This window comes from Nostoc sp. (genome assembly GCF_036917535.1).
Taxonomy (GTDB): domain Bacteria; phylum Cyanobacteriota; class Cyanobacteriia; order Cyanobacteriales; family Nostocaceae; genus Nostoc.
In genome coordinates this window covers 24928-48380 of the sequence record NZ_JBALDA010000013.1, presented here as the reverse complement: position 1 = coordinate 48380, position 23453 = coordinate 24928, and the positions used below count along the sequence as shown (strand labels likewise).

Annotated in this window: 10 protein-coding genes; 5 read left to right on the top strand and 5 right to left on the bottom strand. The window is 41.6% G+C overall.

Translation table 11 applies throughout. The features are described from left to right. Positions 1-16 precede the first annotated feature (16 nt). Entirely contained in the window at positions 17-1933 is a 1917-nt protein-coding gene (locus V7K56_RS03245; RefSeq protein WP_334907557.1) for a M48 family metalloprotease, read from the bottom strand. Between the two features lie 283 nt (positions 1934-2216). On the opposite strand from V7K56_RS03245, the gene V7K56_RS03240 reads away from it, so the two are divergent. From V7K56_RS03240 to V7K56_RS03220, 5 genes are all read left to right on the top strand, one after another. After that, on the top strand, positions 2217-3401 hold the full coding sequence (locus V7K56_RS03240; protein WP_334907555.1) for an NAD(P)H-quinone oxidoreductase subunit H: 1185 nt from the start codon (positions 2217-2219) through the stop codon (positions 3399-3401). Positions 3402-3846: 445 nt separating this feature from the next. Further along, on the top strand, positions 3847-7278 hold the full coding sequence (locus tag V7K56_RS03235; RefSeq protein WP_334907554.1) for a helicase-related protein: 3432 nt from the start codon (positions 3847-3849) through the stop codon (positions 7276-7278). A gap of 840 nt (positions 7279-8118) precedes the next feature. After that, positions 8119-11607: an Eco57I restriction-modification methylase domain-containing protein gene (locus tag V7K56_RS03230; protein ID WP_334907553.1), complete on the top strand. Its 3489-nt coding sequence runs from the start codon at positions 8119-8121 to the stop codon at positions 11605-11607. A 371-nt stretch (positions 11608-11978) separates the two neighbouring features. Continuing rightward, complete coding sequence (locus V7K56_RS03225) at positions 11979-12515, top strand: GAF domain-containing protein (RefSeq protein WP_334907551.1); 537 nt, start codon at positions 11979-11981, stop codon at positions 12513-12515. An 82-nt stretch (positions 12516-12597) separates the two neighbouring features. Beyond that, positions 12598-12987: a VOC family protein gene (locus V7K56_RS03220; protein WP_334907550.1), complete on the top strand. Its 390-nt coding sequence runs from the start codon at positions 12598-12600 to the stop codon at positions 12985-12987. Positions 12988-13401: 414 nt separating this feature from the next. Here the strand turns inward: V7K56_RS03220 and V7K56_RS03215 are convergent, their stop codons facing one another. The 4 genes from V7K56_RS03215 to V7K56_RS03200 form a co-directional block, all read right to left on the bottom strand. After that, a complete protein-coding gene (locus V7K56_RS03215) occupies positions 13402-17445 on the bottom strand; it encodes a DNA-directed RNA polymerase subunit beta'' (RefSeq protein ID WP_334907548.1) in 4044 nt (1347 codons plus the stop codon). A 97-nt stretch (positions 17446-17542) separates the two neighbouring features. Further along, positions 17543-19420, bottom strand: coding sequence for a DNA-directed RNA polymerase subunit gamma (locus tag V7K56_RS03210; RefSeq protein WP_334907546.1), 1878 nt, complete (start codon positions 19418-19420; stop codon positions 17543-17545). Positions 19421-19629: 209 nt separating this feature from the next. Next, positions 19630-22929, bottom strand: a complete 3300-nt coding sequence (gene rpoB / locus V7K56_RS03205; protein WP_334907544.1) for a DNA-directed RNA polymerase subunit beta — start codon at positions 22927-22929, stop codon at positions 19630-19632. 271 nt (positions 22930-23200) lie between these two features. Next, positions 23201-23416 (bottom strand): hypothetical protein, encoded by a 216-nt coding sequence (locus V7K56_RS03200; RefSeq protein WP_334907542.1) that lies wholly within the window; start codon positions 23414-23416, stop codon positions 23201-23203. Positions 23417-23453 lie beyond the last annotated feature (37 nt).

The following is a 23453-nucleotide window of genomic DNA, read 5'->3' as shown; positions in this document are numbered from 1 at the left end:
TTAAGCATCTATAGTGCTATTTTTTACCTTTCTTTTGGTAAATTATCGAATTTGGTATCACTTTTAATTTTTTCTCCATATTTAAATGGCTATTTAAAATAAAAATGAATACATCATCGGGTAATTCATTTTTATTTAATAAGCTACTTGCAATTTTAGAGTTATCGTTTTCATAAATACGACTACCTTCCCAAAAACTAAATCCACGCTTTACAGCTATAATATAAAGTGGTTTTTCTGGAAAAAATTGCAGCTTTTTTTTAACTAAATAAGCAGTTATTATCTGCGGATAATGAGATAACTGCTGACAAAGCTTCTTTACCTCTATATCCGAGATATTATGAGGCTCAAATTTATCATCTTTTTTCAAATTAGAGCGCTCTTGCTGCGCTTTTAAAATTAATTTACTATAATTTTCTGCACGTTGTTGATAAGACTTTGCCTCATTATTTTTACCTTGGTTTTTAAGAAAGTAGCAAATTATCTGATAACCTTTTATGATTAAATTTAAATCTTGTTCTATTGCCTTCTCAATGTATTCTATTCCAGTTGCATCTTGTTTTTTTAAAAATATTTGACCTAATAAATAATTAGCTGAGGCATGGTGAGCATCACGATGAATAATTTCTTTTAATAGAGGTATAACAGCGTCTTCACCCTCAAGTTCTAACGTCAAAAGTGCTCGCTGACTAGCTTCTTCTAGGGTTAGCTGTTGTTTTTGCAATTTGTTATTTAAATCTTTTAATGTATCTATCGATTTTTGATACTCAGCATATTTTTGTCGCCAAGGTGTTGCTACTTTTTCTTGCCAATTTTGACTAAAGTACTCAATCATTTTTTCTAATTTATCTCCTAACAACTCTTGGGCTGCACTAATTTCAATTGCTGAAAATATAGCTGCTTTTTGCTGAATATTGGGTATATATCCCAAGGCTTTTAATCTATCTGTCAGGCAAGGGTGAGTATCAGTATTATTGGTTTTTTCCGTTAATGCTTCAATTAAATAAGTATTTGTAATTTCCTGATTAAGTCTTTGGCTTAAAGCCTGTCTCATATCCATATAAGTCATTTTTGGTGGTTCAATTTCTGTCTCTACCTGTTTATAAATACTAGACCAAAAATATCTTTCTAAAAATCTAGCTTTGACCTCCAAATTTATCAAAGCTTTAGCAGTGTTTTGTTCTCCCGTTAAATCAACAGCACATCTATCTGCTTCATATTCATCCATCCGTGCCAATACAAAAGAATAGGCATTAAAAAATGGGATGTACCATATCAAAAACAGTTGAAAAATTAACAATGATAGATCATGTCCACTTTGTTGGAGTCCTTTAAGAATGCGATACCAAGTTTCGCGTTGGCGATAAATCCAACCACTAAAGCGGCTGTGATTTCCTGATAAATGTCCCAGTTCATGGGCTAAGACGGCACGAAATTGTTCGGGCGGCAGTGCTAGCATGAGTGGTAGACCGACAATTAAGTAATTTTGCTGCCATCCCAGCAAACCTAAGCGTGGTATTTGGATAACCCATGCATTAAAATCGTTGGTCAGCAGGATGTGGTGAAACCGTGGAGCTTGTAGCTTCGATGAGATTTCGTTAATTAAAGAATAGAGATTGGGTACATCCTTGGATTGTAATGGTAAACCTGTAGGTGGGGGAAAAGAAACCCAAAGCGATCGCACTAATACGAATGCTAACGTTATAAAAAACAGAAGACCTGTCAAAGATAAGTTAGAAATTGACTGAGTATTAAGTATCCCAAAGATAATAACTACCAGCAGAGTCAATGTTACAGCTAGAACCAAAAATATATATGCGTAGCCTAAAGTAGCCAAAAAAGCAACGTGCAATTTATAAAGATGCGGTTGTTTATTAGCAAAAACTTCTAACTTCTGAATTAGCTTATCAAAACGCTCTTGATTGAAAGTCATAGATATGTATCAGCCACATAAAACTGTAATATAACTGACATAATATCTCTCTAGCTTACGTAAAAACCCATAAATTGTTAGGCATTGGGTATTGGGCATTGTCCCCTTGTCACAGCACGATGAAGTGAAAAAAATCCGATGCCTCAATTAAGTGGATATCGAGCTTCCATATAATAGTTGAAGAAGTGCAACAAACTAAAACATTCTGGTTGGCATCTAAGCGGTTCAATTCAAAATTTGCCTTCAGCACGTTACGCGAACACAAAGGGAGAACACGAAATCTATGACCAGACTAGAAACCCGCACTGAACCGATGGTGCTAAATATGGGGCCACACCACCCCTCAATGCACGGGGTTCTCCGGTTAATCATGACTCTGGATGGTGAGGATGTCGTTGACTGTGAACCGGTCATCGGCTACCTACATCGGGGAATGGAAAAAATTGCTGAGAACCGCACTAATGTAATGTACGTCCCTTACGTTAGTCGGTGGGATTACGCTGCGGGAATGTTCAACGAAGCTGTCACTGTTAACGCCCCAGAAAAGCTTGCAGGTGTCGCTGTCCCCAAACGTGCTAGCTACATCCGCGTCATCATGCTGGAGTTGAACCGCATCGCTAACCACTTGCTGTGGTTTGGCCCCTTCCTTGCTGACGTAGGCGCACAAACTCCCTTCTTCTACCAGTTCCGGGAACGGGAGATGATTTATGATTTGTGGGAAGCCGCCACAGGTTATCGGATGGTCAATAATAACTACTTCCGCGTTGGTGGGGTAGCAGCCGATTTACCTTACGGTTGGGTAGATAAATGTCTGGAATTTTGCGACTATTTTATACCCAAAGTTGATGAGTACGAACGTTTAGTAACCGATAACCCCATCTTCCGGCGACGTATTGAGGGTATTGGTACCGTCACCCGTGAAGAAGCAATTAACTGGGGACTTTCTGGCCCAATGTTACGCGCATCTGGCGTGAAATGGGATTTGCGGAAAGTTGACCATTACGAATGTTACGACGATTTCGACTGGGATGTACAGTGGGAAACTGCCGGTGATTGCTTTGCCCGTTACGTGGTGCGGATGCGGGAAATGCGCGAATCTGTAAAGATTATTCGCCAAGCAATTAAAGGACTTCCTGGCGGCCCTTACGAAAATCTGGAAGCCAAGCGTTTAGCCGCAGGTAAAAAATCTGAGTGGGATGGATTTGATTATCAATTCATTGGTAAAAAAGTTTCCCCCACTTTTAAGATGCCCAAGGGTGAAATCTATGCCCGTGTAGAAAGTGGCAAAGGTGAATTGGGAATTTATTTGGTAGGCGAGGATAATGTCTTCCCTGCACGTTGGAAGATTCGTGCAGCAGATTTCAACAATCTCCAAATTGTTCCACATTTACTGCGCGGCATGAAGGTTGCAGATATTGTGGTGATTCTCGGCAGTGTTGACGTAATTATGGGGTCTGTAGATAGGTAGAGTAAATATTTATCTAAGTATTTTTTAGAGTAGTTGTATCACAGTACAACTGCTCTATTTTTTTTTTAATTGCCGATTATAACGATCGCTATCAATATACTCCGTTGTAATGGTCATACTTCTATCACAATTGCACATAGATTTCTCTCTAATGATATTGACAAACTTTTTCCCCTTGTGGAACGAAACAGCCCTGCTGGGATTAAGGGGGGTAACACGACTTCTGTGTACACGCTTCAAAAAGAAGAGAGGCTTTGAATCTTACTCCCTTTCCCTACAAGGGAAGGGGCTGAGAGTTAGGTCTATATTGAACTCAACTTTGAAGCGCTATATATCAAGTCTAGTACGTGGCGATCGCACTGTTCACTAATGAACCACGGTTTTCTGGCTGGAAAAATTTTTTACTCATATAACATAAATGATCTCTTTTTAAACGTTTTAAATAATGCCCCGCATATTTGACAACATTAATTTACAATTGCTACCGATTTTACGAGAAACCCTCAAAATCTCTTATCGGGCAGATTTTTGCGTTGGCTACTTCAACCTTAGAGGTTGGCGAAGAATTGATGATTTGATTGAACAGTATGTTGGTAGTGAAAATGCTTGTTGCCGTTTGCTAATTGGGATGCAAAGCTTGCCTAGTGATGAAGTTCATGCGGCATTTTCCCTTAGTAGTAGTGATGGACGGATTGACAACAGTAGTATTGTGCGGTTTAAAAAACGCATGGCGGCAGAATTTCGCCAGCAGTTGACTATTGGTGCGCCGACTAATCAAGATGAAGCGGGGTTGCGGCGGTTAAGTCATCAGCTAAAAACTCAGAAACTAATTATTAAACTGTTTTTGCGCCATTCTCTCCACGCCAAGTTATATCTTGTGCATCGGCATGACCCTAATACTCCAACAGTGGGATTCTTGGGTAGTAGTAATTTAACCCTTCCCGGATTAGCAAAACAAGGGGAGTTGAATGTTGATATTTTAGACCACGATGCTTGTAATAAACTGCAAAAGTGGTTTAGCGATCGCTGGCAAGATTACGGTTGTGTTGATATTTCCCAAGAATTGGCAGAAATTATCGATCAAAGCTGGGCAAGAGTTGAGTTAATCCCACCTTACTACATCTACCTGAAGATAGCTTATCATTTATCCCATGAAGCGATCGCTGGACTTTCAGAATTTCGTATCCCTCGCGAATTTAATAACTTATTTGATTTCCAAAAAGCCGCCGTACAGCTAGCAGCACGTCATGTAACAAGGCGTGGCGGGGTATTAGTGGGCGATGTGGTCGGTTTGGGCAAAACTTTAGTTGGAACCGCCCTTGCCAAAATCTTACAAGAAGATTGCTTTTTAGAAACACTGATTATTTGCCCAAAAAACTTAGTACCAATGTGGCAAGAATATGTAAATAACTATCGGTTACTTGCCGAAGTTATGCCAATTAGTCAAGTACAAAATAAATTACCAAAACTCCGCCGTTACCGAGTTGTATTGATTGATGAAAGTCATAATTTACGTAACCGCGAAGGAAAACGTTATCGAGCAATTACAGAATATATTGCTGCCAATGAAAGTAAATGTATTTTATTATCAGCTACTCCTTACAATAAAAGTTATCTTGACCTATCCGCCCAACTGCGGCTATTTGTGCCAGAAGACCAAGATTTAGGCTTAAGACCGGAAGCTTTAATTAATGAACTTGGCGGCAGTTCTTTAGGAGAATTAGAATTTATTAGAAAACATCAATGTTCTGTACGTTCTTTAGCGGCTTTTGAGAAAAGCGAACACCCTGATGACTGGCGAGAATTGATGAAGCGTTACATGGTGCGACGCACTCGCTCTTTTATTAAAGATAATTATGCCCAAACAGATGAAACTGGGCGGAAATATTTAGAATTTGCTGATGGAAGACGTTCTTATTTTCCTCAGCGTTTACCTCGTAGTCTCAAGTTTCCTTTAGAAGTTTCTAACACAGACTTTTATGCTCGTCTTTACTCTGAATCGGTAGTAGAAGTTATTAATCACCTTAACTTACCTCGTTATGGGCTAGGAAATTACGTTATTACCAAACACAAACAGCCACCTACAGACACAGAGCAACGCTTTATTAATAGCTTATTTCGTGGTGGTAGGAGGTTAATGGGTTTTTCTCGCACTAATTTATTTAAACGTTTGGAAAGTAGTGGTGTTGCTTTTATTCAATCAATTGAGCGCCACATTTTACGTAACTTCATTTATTTATATGCTTTAGAGCAAGGGCTTAATATTCCGATTGGAACTCAGGAGGCTGAGTTATTAGATACAAGTAATAATGATGAAGATACCGATTCTGTAGCAGCAGCTTTGTTTGATACAGAAACAGAAGATGATGATTCTACTACTTTGCTGCAAGTGGAGAGAGAGGAAGAAGAAGTAACTTATTTTGATAACAGGGATGAGAAAGCATCTAAAACAGAAAAAGTTTTTCGTCAAAGAGCAGAATCAATTTACCAAGAATATATAACTCGATATCAACGAAGATTTAAATGGCTGCGGTCTACACTTTTTGATATTAAAAAACTGAAACGAGATTTATTAGAGGATGCCAAAGCACTGATTAATGTGCTGCAATGTGGCGAGTGGAATCCTCAAAAAGATGAAAAACTTGCTGCTTTAATCAAACTGCTCACAAAAACTCACCCTAATGATAAAGTGCTAATTTTCACACAATTTGCCGATACAGTCCGCTACCTTGAAGATAATTTGCAGTCTAGTCATATTACTAATGTAGCTGGGGTGACAGGTCAATCTAAAGACCCAACATTAATGACGGGAAGATTTAGTCCTGTGAGTAATGGAAAACGCGAGCAAATTTCATCATCAGATGAGTTGCGTATTTTAATCGCCACCGATGTTTTGAGTGAAGGTCATAACTTGCAAGACTGTGCAATTATCGTCAATTGGGATTTACCTTGGGCAATTATTCGCTTAATTCAACGTGCCGGAAGAGTAGACCGCATCGGACAAAATGCTGATAAAATTCTCTGCTATTCTTTTTTACCAGCCGAGGGAGTAGAACGGATTATTAATTTGCGAGAACGACTCCGCAAACGACTACAAGAAAATGCGGAAGTGGTGGGAACTGATGAAGCTTTTTTTGAAGATGATGATGCACGGGTAATTCTTGACCTCTACAATGAAAAATCTGGAATTTTAGATGGTGAAGAAGATACAGAAGTTGATTTGACATCAGAAGCATTTCAAATTTGGAAAAAAGCTACTGATGGTAATCCAGGTTTGAAAAAAACGATTGAGGAAATGGAAAATGTAGTTTATTCTACTCGCGCCCATACTCCCCAACCTGTGCAACCGGAAGGAGTATTGCTTTATATGAAAACCACCGAGGGGAATGATTCTTTAATTTATGTTGACCGCGATGGAAATAGCGTTACTCAATCACAATTAGCAGTTCTTCGAGTGGCGGCGTGTGAAGAATCTACCCCAGCGATACCCAGAGATAAACAGCATCACAAATTAGTAAACAAGGGTGCTGAATTGATTGCTGAAGATGAGAAAAATGCAGGGGGTCAATTAGGGCGACCATCAGGTGCAAGGTTCCGCGCTTATGAACGACTGAAAAGTTATGTTCAAGAAATGAAGGGAACGCTATTTGTCAGTGAAGAACTTTTAAAAGCAATTGATGAGATTTATCGTTATCCTTTGCGACAGTCAGCCATTGATACTCTTAACCGTCAACTGAGAAGCGGTATTAATAATCAGCAGTTGGCTGATTTAGTTGTGGCGCTACGGATGGATGACCGTTTGTGTATTGTCACAGAAGAACTGGAAAAGCGAGAACCTCAGATTATTTGTTCTTTAGGATTATTTTCTAATTCGTAATCTGATTTTTCGCGTCAGTTTTACCCTACCCTAACCCTCCCCGTATGTATTGGGGAGGGAACTAGATTCCTGTTTCCCCCCTTGGAAAGGGGGGATTAAGGGGGGTAATTTGACTTGTATATACACTGTAGCCTGGAGGTTAGGTCTGTATTGCACTCAACTCAGAAGCCCTATAGTAGGTTGGGTTGAGGCTTTGCAAAACCCAACAAAGCTTTGATATATCTTGGATTTCATTTCTCAATCCAACCTACATCTTACGTAAAATACTGAAATAAGAAAGCAAACTGGGGTTTGAATAAGTAAAAGCTGATTTGACTTGCGGGAAACACCAAAATGAGAAAGCAAAAGCTTCTTTTGAATAAGTCAAAGCTGCTTTTGCTTGCGGAAAACACCAAAATGAGAAAGCAAAAGCTTCTTTTGAGTAAGTCAAAGCTGCTTTTGCTTACGGAAAACACCAAAATGAGAAAGTAAAAGCTTCTTTTGAGTAAGTCAAAGCTCATTTTGAGAAAGCATTTCAGTATTTTAAGAAAGCAAACGGGCATTTTTATAAAGCAATTAGGCATTTTGGTAAAGTAATCAGCAAATCTACCTGATAATTCAAAATTACGGCTGTACAAATCAAGCCAACATTTAGAGAAATTAACAACTTTTCCGTATAATTTCTCAGCCTAATTAAATATAAGGAATTTATAAAATATAAAAAGCATGGGTAAAAATTTAACTCGTATAAAGAGGGTTTCTTAAAGTCAGCTAGCGCAGACTTAATTTTTATAGCCACAGATTTATTTTCTGAGTGGCAAATTTACCATGCTCTTTTTGATTTTTCAAGCATGATAAATTATGTCGCTTAATTTTCAACGAACACGCGATCTACTCTCTAAGTTCAAATTTAGTGATTTATTTATAGAGGAATTAGGTTGGTCTAAACCCTCAAGACAAAAACCTATAACTTTAAATATTGAGAATAAGACGTATCAATACCAGAAAATTGCCGAACTCTCAGGTGTTGCAATCTTTGAAGTCACCGCAGCAGATGGGAAAATACCAGAGGCTAAAGTTAGAGATGAGATTTACAAAGAAATTAATAAACTGATAGCTGAAAATCTCCTAATTTTTATTACCGCAGAACGCACGCGTAGTCTTTGGTATTGGGTGAAAAGAGAAGGAAGTAAAACTTTTGTTCGTGACCATTTATATGTGAAAGGTCAACCAGGAGACTTGTTTTTAAGCAAGCTTGGTTCTTTAGTCATTGATATTACCGAATTAGAACACGGGGAACCGACTGTTGTAGAAATTGCTTATAAACTACAACGCGGTTTCGATGTTGAGCCAGTAACCAAGAAGTTTTATAAGGAATTTCAAGAGCAACACCAGAAGTTTTTGCTGTTTGTGAAAGGAATTGATAATGAGACAGATAGACGTTGGTATACATCGGTAATTCTCAACCGTCTGATGTTTGTTTATTTTCTTCAACGTAAGGGTTTTATTGATAATGAGGATTTAAATTATCTGCAAAACAAGCTTGAGCAAAGCAAGCAAAAAGGGGAAAATCATTTTTATAGTGAATTTCTCAAGGCTTTATTTTTTGAAAGCTTTGCTAAACCTGAGTTTGAGCGCGATTTATCTGTACAAGAATTAGTAGGAAAAGTTAAATACCTGAATGGCGGACTATTTCTCAAGCATCATATTGAAGAGAAATATCAGATTTCTATTGTTGATGAGGCGTTTGAGCAAGTTCTAGATTTATTTGAGCGTTATTCTTGGAATCTCGATGATACGCCGGAAGGAAAAGACGACGAAATCAACCCAGATGTCTTAGGTTATATTTTTGAAAAGTATATTAATCAAAAGGCTTTTGGAGCCTATTATACTAGACCGCAGATTACAGAATATCTTTGTGATAGAACTATTCACAAGTTAATTGTAGACCGTGTAAATGATGCGCTATCTGATAAGTATAAGCCATTTGAGGATATCAACGAACTCCTCATCAAACTAAATACAAACGTTTGTCGTTCATTAATGGAAGATATTCTTCCTAATTTATCAATTCTTGACCCAGCTTGCGGTTCTGGTGCTTTTCTCGTTGCAGCGATGAAGACGCTAATCCAAGTTTATAGTGCGATAATTGGAACAATTGAATTACAAGGAGATCAGAAATTAAAGGACTGGTTAAAAATTGAAAAAACTGAGCATCTTTCCATAGAGTATTTTATTAGGAAGCGCATTCTTAGGGATAACCTCTATGGTATAGATATCATGGAGGAAGCAACAGAAATTGCTAAACTGCGTCTTTTCTTAGCTTTGGTTTCTTCTGCTCACGATGTTGAAGAATTAGAGCCATTGCCTAATATTGACTTTAATATTATGGCGGGTAATTCGTTGATTGGACTGATTAAGGTAGATGACACTGCTTTTGATACAGTAGGAAATACTAAACAAGGTAATCTATTACAGCGTCTCACAGCAGATAATTACAAAGCTATTTTAGAAGAAAAGAATAAGTCTATTGAACTTTACAAAAAACACGCTTTTATTCCTGATGATGAAAAACTTCCTGGTGGAGAACTGGGAACGCATCAAGATACAAGGTTATTGAACTTACGTAAATCTATTGATAACCTTAATAAAGAATCACAAAAAAAGTTAAATCTTTTATTATTGGATGAGTTTAGTCAAAAGCTGGGTATTAAATACGAGGAAGTTCAGCTAACTGGAAAATCAAAGAAACGTATTTTGAATGTTGAGGATATTGCAGCCTTGAAGCCGTTTCACTGGGGTTATCATTTTGACAAGGTTTTAGAACGCGGTGGTTTTGATGCAATTATCACTAATCCACCTTGGGAAATATTTAAGCCACAAGCTAAAGAGTTCTTTGCACAACATAATGAACTGGTGACGAAGAACAAGATGGATATTAAGGATTTTGAGAAAGAGCAAAATAAACTATTACAAAATCCAATAATTGCAAGTACTTGGTTAGAATATCAAAGTCAATATCCTTATGTCAGCGCTTATTATCGTTCATCTGAACAGTATAAAAATCAGATTTCTATTGTGAATGGTAAAAAAGCAGGTACGGATATTAATCTCTATAAGCTGTTTACAGAACAATGTTTTAATCTTCTGCGTTCTGGCGGTGAGTGCGGAATTGTAATTCCTAGCGGGATTTACACTGACTTGGGGACTAAGCAATTGCGGGAGATGTTGTTTACTCAAACTAAAGTTACTGGTTTATTCTGTCTTGAAAACCGTAAGGAAGTTTTTGAAGGTGTTCATCGCAGTTTTAAAATAGTTGTTCTTACTTTTGCAAAAGGTAGTATAACAAATAAGTTTCCATCTGCTTTTATGCGTCATGATGTGCAAGAACTTCAAATGTTTCCTCTTGAGGATAGTTTGCAGATTAGCGTTGAGATGGTACGTCAACTATCACCTGAAAGTTTAGGAATAGTCGAGTTTACAAATAAATATGATTTGTTAATAGCAGAAAAAGTATCTAAATCTCCACTTTTAGGTGAAAAACTGAATAAATGTTGGAATATCAGTCTCCAAAGTGAATTTCACATGACCAATGATAGTTATCTTTTTCAGCAAGAAATAAAACCAAAAATGTTGCCTTTATATGAGGGCAAAATGATTCATCAATTTAACTATCAGTTTGATAAACCCCGGTACTGGATTGTAGAACAGGAGGGAAGATCAGCTTTACTTGGACGCAAAGAAGACAAAGGACAAAGGCTTGACTATCAAGATTACCGACTTGGGTTTCGTAAAATTGCTAGGAACACAGATGCAAGGACTATGATTTCGACAATCATTCCTCCCAACTTTCATGCAGAAAGTTTTCAATCTGTTCGCACATACGATAATGAAGAAAAACGTCAAATTGGCTATGATGTGATGTTTTATCTTTGCGGAGTCTGGAACAGCTTTGTTTTAGATTATTTACTACGTTTAAGAGTAACTGCCAATGTAAATTTCTTTTATGTCTACCAACTACCCGTCCCACGTTTAACAAAAAACGATCGCTACTTCAACGACATTGTACAACGCGCCGCTAAACTCATCTGCACCACACCAGAGTTTGACGAACTCGCACAAGAAGTCGGTCTAGGTTCCCATCAACAAGGCGTTACCAACGAAACAGAACGCGCCAAACTCCGCGCCGAACTCGATGGCATGGTAGCACACCTTTACAACTTAACCGAAGATGAATTTAGCTACATCCTCACTACATTTCCAATTGTGAATGTAACCGTAAAAGAAGCAGCATTAGAAGCTTACCGTACTTTTGTCCCAATATTTAGAGACTTACAAGTAGCATTTTGAATATTAATGGCACTACCATGAAGGTTTTTAGTTATATTGGTTTATAAATATCTGTAACTAGAAATACAAACTGACTTTCATATTACAGGTTGAAGTATATTTATTGCTTCAAACTAGAGAAATACTCAGCATATTTTTTGGAAATTTCAAAAACTTTAACTTTAAATTTATAATTTTAAATTGTTGGGGTGCAAATTAAAACAATCGAATTTCTTTAGAATTTATTTTAAATTCACCGCAAAGCTGGAATAGTATTATGTTCCGATAAAATGAAATTACTGCTATAAATACAATAATGTATTTAATTAAGGTCTAATAAATTACTATATATATAAATCCTGTAGCATTTACTTAGTAGTAATTTTAGAACCGTGCAAATTCTTTCTCACTCGAAATTTAACGATAGCCGTGATCGCTGTAACCAGGGTTTGCAAAATTTGCTTGATCGCCTTGTTAAAACAATGCAACGCGATGAATTAGTGCGGCAAACAACCAATAAACTCAGAGAATCACTTCAGGTTGATCGGGTGGTGTTGTATTATTTTTACAGTCAGTGGCAAGGACAGGTGACTTTTGAATCTTTGAGTTCTAAGGAATTTTCAATAATTGGTTCCACTGGCCCCGATGATTGTTTTAACAACGAGTATGCTGCTTTATACTTAGGAGGACGGGTAAAGGCGATCGCTGATATTGAATTAGAGTCAATCCAGCCTTGTCACCGAGATTTTCTTGGCAATTTGCAGGTTCGCGCCAACCTGATTGTACCAATTCTCATACCTAGAGGATTATGGGGATTACTAGTAGCACATCACTGTCAAGAGCCTCATTATTGGTCGCCATCAGATATGGAAATGATGCAAACAGGGGCACAAACTCTAGCAACAGATCGTAATATTCTGGAAAGTTAAGTTACTGTGTATTCAAATCGCATACAGTTAAATAACAGGAATCTTCGCCAGCACTGATTTTTCTAGATAAGGAGAAAGAACTGTGAAATTTGGTTACATGGTCATCTGGGTAGATGATGTAGTTAAAACAGTTGAGTTTTACGAAAAAGCCTTTGGTCTACTTCGTCGCACTCTCCAGGATAAAGGACAATCTATCTGGGCCGAAATCGAAACCGGAAACACTACACTAGCTTTCTCTTCTAGTAGCGAAGCACAAAAGTTATTTCCTGGAGGCTTCCATGCTAACGATTCCACACAATCACCAGCATTAATTCAGATATCATTTATCACTCCTGATGTTGGCAGTGCCTACATGAGAGCAATTGGGGCAGGCGCAAAAACACTAGATGCTCCTAAAACTCAGCCTGGAGGAAAAACTATTGCTCGTGTCCGCGATCTTAATGGTGTACTGGTGTCGTTGGTAAGTGGCTAATAGCGATCGCTATCTTGATCAATCAAATTAACACTTATATAGCAAAGTGCTGAGCAAAGCTGGAGACTCCGAAGCTCCGGTCTGAGTATAAACCCAGTGATATCAAGGCTTTTAGCAATCAACATTGTCCTAACCTATGTGGCTACGGCTATAAAACTTAATTTTCTTCTAATACCAATTCAATTAATGATTGCAACACATCTTTGGGTAAAGACGCGATGAATCGCGTCTCTACAAATGGTCTATTTGTCGCATTCTTTTTTCAAATTGGTATAACGCATCGGGGAGGGGTAAAACTGAAGCTAGCGTGTCCCTTGGCAAGGGGCACGCTAGCACAGGTGAGGTACTTTGGTTATTGGTAATTGAGCAGACTCGATATTACCTTTTACCTTTTAGACGCGAAATTTCAAGTCTCTATTCGTCGTCGAAATCATCTTCGTCGTCTTCCTCTTCTTCTTCGTAATCGTCATCGTCTACTACTTCGTCAGCAATTAATTCATCTTCTTCATCTAGAATTGACCTTTCTGCACGTCTGCTGCCAAAGCCAGATTCCCCAAGAGTAGGAGAATCTAAATTATAGGTGCGAGCTGTGCGATCGTCTAAGACCATATCTAAGGGATCATCAACTTCATCTAATACACTACTGGTAATTTCAGCAGCATAGTCATCGATCGCTCCTGGTTCTTCATAGGTATTGTATCCAGTACCAGCCGGAATCAATCGCCCGATAATCACGTTTTCCTTTAATCCGCGCAGCCAGTCAGATTTGCCTTCGATAGCGGCTTCGGTGAGTACCCGTGTTGTCTCTTGGAAGGACGCGGCGGAAATAAAGCTGTCGGTGTTCAACGATGCTTTAGTGATCCCCAATAATACTGGGGTATACTGTGCCCTAGCACCGCCTGTAATTGCCATAGCTTCGTTCACCTGCTCAACTTGGCGCAGTTCTACCAATTCGCCGGGAAGCATTGTAGTGTCACCACCATCATCAATCCTGACTTTGTTGGTCATCTGGCGAACAATCACTTCAATGTGCTTATCGGAAATATCAATCCCTTGAGATTGGTACACCATTTGCACTTCATTCACCAAGAAAGTCTGTACCTTTTGCAAGGCAAGGCTAGCACAAGCATAGATTCCGTCTTCAGAACCCAAGCTAAAGAAGATTTCCAAAATTTCGTGGGGATTGGATGGGCCATCGGTCAACGGTTGTCCTACTAATACTGTTGATCCATCTGGCACAATCAAATTTTGTCCTGGTCCTAGAGGATAATCTGTCACCACGCCATTTGATTCTACGACCTTGATGGCGATCGCTTCATCACCATCACCGTAAACTACTTTAACTTCTCCGCCCCGCCGACATAAGATGCACGCTTCTTTCGGTTTACGAGCTTCAAGTAGTTCCTCAATCCGGGGCAAACCTTGAATGATATCTCCGGTTTTGGCGCGTTCAAACACCAGCAATACCAAGTTATCACCCCGTTGTACCAAATCGCCGTCTTCTATCTGCAATACAGCACCAGGGCTGACTCGATAAGGGCGACCGATACGGGTAGTAATAACGTAATTTTTATTACTCAAAGCTGATTCCTCACCAGATGCAGCAGCGACACTTTTAATATCCACTACTTGCCCTGATTCTGGGGTAAAAATTCCCGGAGCAACTTCTGTACCTTCTACTAGCAAGTCACCCACTTTTACCTTTGGCTGAGTACTAGTATTAATGGGAAGCCTGTCAGCATCGCGCAACACCAAACAGCGACGCACGTTTTCAGTTCCTTTTTGGACACCCCGCACTTCTCCGCCTTCTTTACACAAGATTTGGGTACGTGCGACTACAGAACCTGGGGCGATGGTTAGCCCATCATGTACCTCAAGTGTCGTCTGGGTACTACCTTGGGTGGCATCAGCGGTAATGTCTCGACGAATTACCAAGGATTCCAAAATTACTAGTTGTAAACGTTGAACTTCTGGGTCTTCGGTGTCCTCTACCAATTCAATATCTGCTGCTAAGGGTGAAGCATTATGGTCTTGTTCCCCTTCTTGCTCAATTTCCAGCACTAGCTGGGTTCGCAGCAGTTCCACGCCTTCAACAGATTTGACACGTTCTGAATCTTTATAAGGTAGTCGCTGCACAGCCCTTAATTGAATTGATCGTCCGGTTTGTTGACTTACCGATGTCGTTGATGGCACATCTGGATTATCCGGTACGGCAAACTCAACTACTGGACGGCTTAACAGGGCGGGTCCTTCTGGTGTCTCTACATACTGGATATAACGCAATTCCGTCGCGACATTGCCTTGGAATTCCTCACCTGGTTGGATAAAGGTGTTATCTCGCCCGATAACTGATTCGGGATCGTCCACCATCAGCAGTTCCCCTGGCTTCACCACCACTTCCCGCAGGATATCGTTTTTCTGGGTCACTTCTACCACACCACTGTTTTGGCAGAAGATATCTTTCACAACTTCGGTGCCAGCTTCGACAAACTGACCGTCTTCCACCAACAGTAAGGAGATATCTTTATTAACTTCGTGGCTTTCTTCGGGAATCCACAACAGTGTACCGCCCTGCACGACTTCATAACCGAGCTTGGCTTTGCCTTTTTTCTGAACTTCGACACCTGCAAACTTTAGGAATCCACCAGTGGTTGTGCGATAGCGGTCATCAATTAACTCAGCTACCACTTGACCATTTTGCACTTTTGTACCTGGTGTAGCCCGGAGGTTGAATACTTGGTTGTTGCCAGTAGAAACTAAGTAATTATTGCGACCTTGAGAACTTTGGACTGTCACTGTTGCTTGATCTAAGACCACAGAAGCAGTGATAATCTCAATTTCCCTGGTACTCTTACCTGGGGTCGCTTCGGGTAAGCGCACTACACCGCCGTGCAAACTGGTTAACTTGGTTTCTGCTAAAACTCCATTAGAAGCGATCGCATCACCATTTTTCACCACCAATTCTGCACCAGGCGGCAAGTTGTAAACTTCCCCAGACAAAATCCAAATCAAACCACCCCGTGCGGCTGTGGTTGTGGTATTACCCTGACGGTCGGTTTTTTGTTCTGGAATTACTTCGGCAAATTGCACTTCCCCTGCCAAGTCAGAAGCAACATCTTTAACGGCTTTTTCTGTATTAGTCCGAGTTGTGCGTCCACCGAGGGCAACTTCTGCCAACAACTGACCTTGTTTTACCTGATTTCCATCAAATACGTATAGTGTTGAACCTTGAGTTAGATGAACTTCCTGGTTTTCTGGGGTGACATCATCTACTTTTTTTGGCTCCAAAAGCATGATGCCATTAGCTTCAACATAAAGCGCATCTTCGCCGTGGCGGGTACGATACGTTCTGGTCTTTAGTTTGCGGGGAAGCTTAACAGTTCCATCGATTTTAGAACGAACTTGTTGCGCTACTTCCCCGGTAAACACACCACCTGTGTGGAATGTCCGCATGGTTAACTGAGTACCAGGTTCACCGATACTTTGGGCGGCAATAATCCCCACAGCTTCGCCCAAATCTACCATCTTGGCGTGGGCCAAACTCCAGCCATAGCAGTGTTGACAGACAGAACGTGCAGCTTCACAAGTTAGTGGCGATCGCACTACAACTTCTCCCACCCCAGATTTTTCAATTTTCTTCGCCAAATCCTCAGAAATTGGGGTATTGCGTGCTGCTATAACTTCTTTTGTCACCGGATGCACCACATCTTCACCAATTACCCGTCCCATCAACCGGGTTGCTAGAGGAATCAAGGTTTTGGCCCCTTCTGTCATTGGTTGAATGCTAAGACCCCTAGTGGTGCCGCAGTCAAATTCCCGAATAATTACATCCTGGGATACATCCACCAAACGGCGGGTGAGATAACCAGAGTCAGCTGTTCGCAACGCAGTATCCACCAATCCTTTTCTGGCACCATAAGACGAAATAATGTATTCCGTCACAGTCAGTCCTTCACGGAAGTTGGTTTTGATGGGCAAATCAATAATTTCCCCTTGAGGATCTGCCATCAGTCCCCGCATTCCCACCAATTGGCGCACTTGAGAGATGTTACCCCGTGCCCCAGAGAATGCCATCATATATACGGAGTTTAGGGGATTAGTTTTCTTGAAGTGAACGACTACTTCATCTTTCAAAGCTTCACTAGTACCATTCCAGGTATCAATTACCTTTTGGAAACGTTCTACTTCCGTGATTTCTCCCCGTTGGTAACGGGTTTCAGTGGCGCGAATTTCTTCTTCGGCTGCTTCTAAGAGCAATCGTTTAGTTGGAGGCACCATCAAGTCATCTACACTGATAGAAACCCCTGCTTTAGTAGCATAGCGAAATCCCAAATCTTTCAGCTTGTCCGCCATCACTGCGGTTCGCGCCGTACCATAATGCGTAAAGGCCCAAGAAATTAATTTTTGCAGTTGACTTTTGTTAACTACGCGATTGCGAAAAATCATTTTTTCAGTCATTGGTCATTAGTCCTGAGTCATTAGTCCTGAGTCATTGGGCATTGGGTATTGGGCATTGGTATTTATTTCCCATGCACTATGCCCCATGCCCTATTCCCTAACTTGCAAGTGCTTCCTGAATAGCATTATTGTAAATAACGCGACCAGGAGTTGTGTAAATATACTGGGAAATTAAATTGCCCTTAGCGTCTTGTCTGACTCGGCGGAACTTATAAAGTAATGTGCGGGTACCATCCTCGTTTTCCGTCACTTTCAGCGGTTCCGTATCCGGTTGGTCTGATTCTATTTCACCGTCAAACCGCACGTAGATATAGGCGTGCAAGTCAATTTGCTCTTGCTGAAAAGCCATAATTACGTCATTCAGCGAAGAAAAGTACCTTTCTGCACCTTTTGTCCCACTGGGATTTTCTGCTGTTAAGTAATACGCTCCCAATACCATATCTTGGCTAGGTGTGATGATAGGTTTACCTGTGGCTGGTGACAAAATATTGTTAGAAGCCAACATCAGCAATCGCGCTTCAGCCTGACTTTCTAACGACAGCGGGACGTGTACCGCCATTTGGTCGCCGTCAAAGTCGGCGTTAAACGCTGGACACACGAGAGGATGCAGTTGAATCGCTCTACCTTCTACTAAAATCGGTTCAAAAGACTGAATACCCAAGCGATGCAATGTTGGTGCCCGATTTAGCATTACAGGGTGTCCTTCAATCACCTCTTCCAGCACATCCCAAACACTGGGATCATTGCGGGATATCAGCTTTTTCGCAGCTTTAATGTTATTTACCATACCGCTACGAATCAGGCGGTTAATCACAAATGGCTGAAATAGCTCAATTGCCATTTCTCTAGGCAAACCGCACTGGTGAATTTTCAGCTTTGGCCCGACAACAATTACCGAACGTCCAGAGTAGTCAACCCGTTTACCTAACAAGTTTTGTCGGAAACGTCCTTGCTTACCCTCAATAATGTCGGACAAAGATTTCAGGGGTCGGTTATTTGCCCCTACCACAGTGCGTCCCCGGCGACCATTGTCAATCAAAGCATCCACTGCTTCTTGCAGCATCCGCTTTTCGTTCCGCACAATAATCTCTGGTGCCAAAATTTCTTGCAAGCGTGCCAAACGATTGTTGCGGTTAATTACCCGTCGATACAAATCGTTTAAATCGCTGGTGGCAAACCGTCCACCATCTAGCTGCACCATTGGACGCAAGTCGGGAGGAATCACAGGAATAACTGCCATCACCATCCACTCTGGTTTGGAACCAGTAGCGATGAAGTTGTCAATCACCCGCAGTCGCTTAATTAGCTTGGCTCTCTTTTGTCCCTTGGCGTTGCCAATTTCTTCCCGTAGGCTTTCCGCTTCTTGCTCTAAATTGATATCGGCAAGCAAACGCAACAGTGCTTCAGCACCAATACCTACTTCTACGCCTTGCAGCACAGAATCTTCGCTATAAATTTGGTCTTCTATTTCCAACCACTGGTCTTCACTCAGTAGTTGTTTGTAAGTTAAGGTTTCGGCATTACCTGGACTTAGAACAACATAAGAGTTGAAATAAACTATCTGCTCGACATCCCGCAAGGGCATATCTAACAGAATGGAAATATAGCTAGGAATGCCTTTGAGATACCAAACGTGAGCTACTGGTGCGGCGAGTTTAATATAGCCCATACGGTGACGACGCACCCGTGACTCGGTGACTTCTACCCCACAGCGTTCACAGACAATACCTCTATGACGGACTCTTTTATACTTGCCACAATGGCATTCCCAATCTTTTGCAGGACCAAAGATTCGCTCACAAAATAAGCCATCCATCTCTGGCTTGAGAGTTCGGTAGTTAATCGTCTCTGGCTTGGTAACTTCACCGACTACCTGACCATTGGGCAATGTTCTCTCGCCCCACTGACGAATGCGTTCAGGGGAAGCCAAGCCGATTTTTACGTAGTCAAACTGATTAGTTTGGGCAGGTCTCATACTTTAAGTGCTGAGTTTTGATTTATGAGTATATTTAGTTTTTGGAACATTGGGCATTGGGGAGCCAGTGCGTTGGGCGGGCAATGCCCGACTTGTTCGCGCACCGTCTCCCCTTGGGAGAAGCAACTGGCGTCATTGGGGATTGGGCATTGATAATTACCAACTTCTCATTTCCTATGCCCAATGCCCCATGCCCCATTCCCTAATTTTTATTCGTCATCTTCCAGCGATTCGCGAGAAAGAGATTCGTATGTAGGTCGAGGAGGTGTGCGACGGGCTGATTGGTCTGCCATCAAATCGACTTCCACATCTAGCGAACTGCCGTCTGTTTGGGTTTCTACCTTATGTACGGCAATGTCTAACCCCAATGACTGCAACTCGCGCATTAGCACCTTAAAGGATTCTGGAGTTCCAGGTCGAGGAATTGCCTTACCTTTAACGATCGCATTTAACGCTTCATTCCGTCCTTGCATATCGTCAGATTTAACTGTGAGCAATTCCTGTAAGGTGTAAGCCGCACCAAAGGCTTCCAATGCCCATACTTCCATTTCCCCAAATCGCTGACCACCTTGTTGTGCTTTACCACCCAAGGGTTGCTGAGTCACTAGTGAATAAGGTCCAGTTGAACGGGCGTGGATCTTATCATCCACTAAATGCACTAGCTTCAGCATGTAAGCTACACCGATGGTAATTGCTCGGTCAAAGGGTTCACCTGTACGACCGTCATACACCATAATTTTGCCTGGGTTATCTGGGTTATATACCCAGTCTTTTCCTGTTTCGTCCCGTGCTTCTTGCAATTTGCCATGCACGATTCGCCGGGATGACTCTTCACCGTACATTTCATCAAAGGGAGTAATCTTAAATCGTACTCCCAAGGTCTGACCAGCCCAACCCAAGAGGCACTCAAATACTTGTCCAACGTTCATCCGACTGGGTACGCCCAAGGGGTTGAGTACAATATCCACTGGTGAACCATCAGGCAAATAAGGCATATCTTCCGACGGTAATATCCGAGAAATGATCCCTTTGTTACCGTGACGTCCTGCCATTTTGTCGCCAACTTGGATTTTGCGTTTTTGAGCAACATATACCCGAACTACCATATTGGCTCCTGGTGGTAGTTCATCGCCTTGTTCGCGAGTAAACAAGCGCACATCAACTACGCGACCTTTTTCACCATTTGGTACTCGCAGCGAATTGTCCCGCACATCCCGCGCTTTTTCACCGAAAATCGCCCGCAACAGTTTTTCTTCTGGCGGTTGGTCAGATTCACCTTTGGGTGTGACTTTTCCTACCAAGATATCACCAGCTTCTACCCACGCACCAATCCGAATAATTCCTTGTTCATCCAACTGACGTAATGCATCTTCCCCAACGTTGGGAATTTCTCTAGTGATTTCTTCTGGCCCCAGTTTTGTCTGTCTAGCTTCAATTTCATATTTTTCAATGTGAATTGAGGTGTAGACATCATCCTGCACCAGTCTTTCAGAAATTAAAATTGCATCTTCGTAGTTGTACCCTTCCCAAGGCATATAAGCAACGACGATATTTTGTCCTAGCGCCAATTCACCGCCTTCGGTGGAGGAACCATCAGCCAATACCTGACCAGCAACAACTCGTTCACCAATGCGGACGAGAGGTTTCTGATTTAAACAGGTGTCTTGGTTGGAACGTTGGTACTTGGAAAGAATGTATTTAATTTCGGGAGTATTAGGTTTAGGACGGACGCGAATTTCTGTAGCATCTACATAAGTGACATCGCCATCGGTACGCGATACAATCACCATCCCAGAGTCTCTTGCTCCTTGCGCTTCCAAACCAGTACCCACCAAAGGACGCTCTGGTTTGAGCAGGGGAACTGCTTGTCGTTGCATGTTCGATCCCATCAACGCTCGGTTAGCGTCATCATGCTCCAAGAAAGGAATCATGCTAGTAGCTACTGAGACAATTTGTACGGGAGATACTGCTACGTAATCCACTTGTTCTGGTGTTGTGGTGGAAAATTCTTGGCGATATCGGACTGGCACTTGCGGCCCAATAATGTGCCCAGTTTCATCTACAGGAATATCTCCTGGGGCAACCCGTAGGTCGTCTTCTTCATCAGCTGTCATGTAAGCTGGAGGTAGATCAAATCTAACTCGCCCATTTTCTACAGGTCTAAATGGTGTTTCTAAAAAACCGTACAGGTTAACCCGTGCATGGGTTGCCAAGGAACCAATCAATCCGGCGTTGGGGCCTTCTGGTGTCTCAATGGGGCAAATGCGTCCATAGTGACTAGGATGTATATCTCGCACGGCAAATCCAGCGCGTTCGCGGGTTAAACCACCAGGACCAAGGGCACTCAGACGGCGTTTGTGGGTCAGTTCTGCCAGAGGATTGGTTTGATCCATGAACTGACTTAACTGGCTGGAACCAAAAAATTCTTTAATTGCTGCTACCAGTGGTTTGGGGTTTACTAAGGAAGCAGGAGTCAGCACTTCAGCATCAGATACGGTCATCCGTTCCCGAATTATTCTTTCTAGCCGATTTAAGCCTACTCGCACTTGGTTTTGCAACAATTCACCGACGCTTCTCACCCGACGGTTGCCTAAATGGTCAATGTCATCAATATTACCAATGTCATATTCTAGGTTGATCAGGTAATCTACAGCCGCCAAAATATCACCAGGAGTCAGCACACGCATGGTGTCTGGGACAGAGAGGCGCAATTTTTTGTTCAGCTTGTACCGTCCGACGCGACCAAGGTCATAACGTTTCGGGTCAAAGAAACGGGAGTCTAAAAGTTGTTGTCCGCCTAAGACTGTGGGTGGTTCACCAGGACGGAGTTTACGATATAACTCCATTAGGGCTTCTTCTTCAGAAAATTGCCCTTCTTTTTCAATAGTCTTTTGGAAATATTCTGGATGGCGTAAGGCGTCAAAGATTTCGTTGTCTGATAAACCTAAAGCTTTTAGAAGTACCTGCGCTGAGAGTTTGCGGGTTTTGTCAATACGTACCCACACCAAATCATTACGGTCTGTTTCAAATTTCAGCCATGCTCCCCGATTGGGAATTAAGCTAGCTGAATAAGTACGTCGCCCGTTTTTGTCGATTTCTGATTTGTAATAGACTCCTGGCGATCGCACTATTTGGTTGACAATTACCCGCTCCGCCCCGTTAATAATAAACGTGCCGCGATCGGTCATCAAAGGCAAATCCCCAATGAATACCTCTTGCTCTTTGATTTCCCCGGTTTCTTTATTAATTAGACGTGTGGGAACATACATTTGGACCGCATAGGTACTATCCCGCCGTTTGGCTTCTTCGACGCTGTACTTTGGCTCCTTGAGTTTGTAGTTATGACCCAAAAAGTGCAGTTCTAATTTACCCGTATAATCTGTAATAGGACTAAAGGAGTTAAGTTCTTCTATCAGCCCTTCTTCTAAAAACCAGCGAAAACTTGACCGCTGGATTTCAATCAAGTCGGGTAACAGAAAGGCGGGTTCCATATATGTTTCTTTAGTCATGCCTCTACCTTTGTCAACCTGGTTAAATTTTCCCTTGGACACTGATGTTTAACGCTTCCCACTGCTAGCTAGTGTCCTTAGCTATTTGGGAACTTTTTCTTATACACTTGTGATTTACAGGTGTAGACCACAGCGATTAAATCTGGAATGAGCAATTTTGACAAGGGAGCAATCACCCCTAATAGGGACTAAGTAATGGGTACTGGGTATTATGCGAACAGGGAAAAAGTTGGTGAAAGTCTTTTCCTTCTGCATTCCATGCCCAATAACGTTAGTTGTTTTTCCTGTCGAAGAAGCTACACATAGCTTGCTTACCAGCAGGGCTACAAGTCGGAAAAGCCGACGGCAGTTGCTCCACTTGGGGAGCCACCCCGTTGGGCGGCTTTGCCGACTTGAAGGGAGTGGCGTGAGACCCCATCGCCCTTGGCGTCTCCCCTTGAGAAAAGACCGCACTGCCTCCCCAACGCACTGGCTCTCCAATGCCCATTTCAAAAAGAATATCCAGTTAAAATATTCCTGAATTT